General features: G+C 40.4%; 1 protein-coding gene. It reads right to left on the bottom strand.

Annotated features, from left to right (window positions below; all coding sequences use genetic code 11):
* A partial coding sequence (locus M595_RS28145) for a PAS domain-containing protein (RefSeq protein WP_023069945.1) occupies positions 1-765 on the bottom strand: 765 nt, incomplete at both ends.

Below are 765 nucleotides of genomic sequence, written 5' to 3'. Positions count from 1 at the left end.
CTGTTTGACGGCGAAACTTAAAATCATGTTGTTCTGAGATTCCTAAACGCTGACGTTCCAGGTTTGCTGCGGCGATTTCCCAGTTGTCCTCATCAATAAACTCAAACATCGATTTTCCCATCATATCCTCTACATGACAACCGAGCATTGTCGCCATTTGTTCATTAACAAACGTGGTTCTGTTCGCCGCATCAATCACCCAAACACCCTCAATTGTGGTTTCAATAATGCGACGGTAACGTTCTTCACTTTCTCGTAATGCTTGTTCGATCTGTTTTTGTTCGCTAATATCTTGACTACTGACTCGTCGTCCTAACCACTGTCCATCATTACTATAAACAGATTGACATTGATGAGCAATCCAACGTATTTCTCCGGTCTGGGTAATAATCCGAAAATCGACAAAATAAGGTTGATTTTGCTGAAAATGTTCTTGCAAATATTCTAAAATAATCTCTCGATCTTCAGGATGAACAATTGCGATTAATAGTTGTGGGTTGCGAATAAATTCTTCAGGTTGATATCCCGTAATTCGTTTACAAGATGGAGAAACATACAGAAAGTTTCTGTCGGGATTAATCCAAGATTCCCAATTATAAGTGAAATTAGCGACGGTGCGAAAACGTTCTTCACTTTGACGAATTTTTACTTCTGCTTGCTGCCGTTGGGTGATATCACGCGCCACAGCATAAATACGATCTTGTTCTAAAACAGGTGTTGCCGTCCACAAGAACCAGCGATAAGTTCCGTCTTTACAGCGATAAC

Origin of the sequence: Lyngbya aestuarii BL J (assembly GCF_000478195.2) — a bacterium.
GTDB classification, from domain to species: domain Bacteria; phylum Cyanobacteriota; class Cyanobacteriia; order Cyanobacteriales; family Microcoleaceae; genus Capilliphycus; species Capilliphycus aestuarii.
This window is presented reverse-complemented; position numbering and strand designations above follow the sequence as displayed.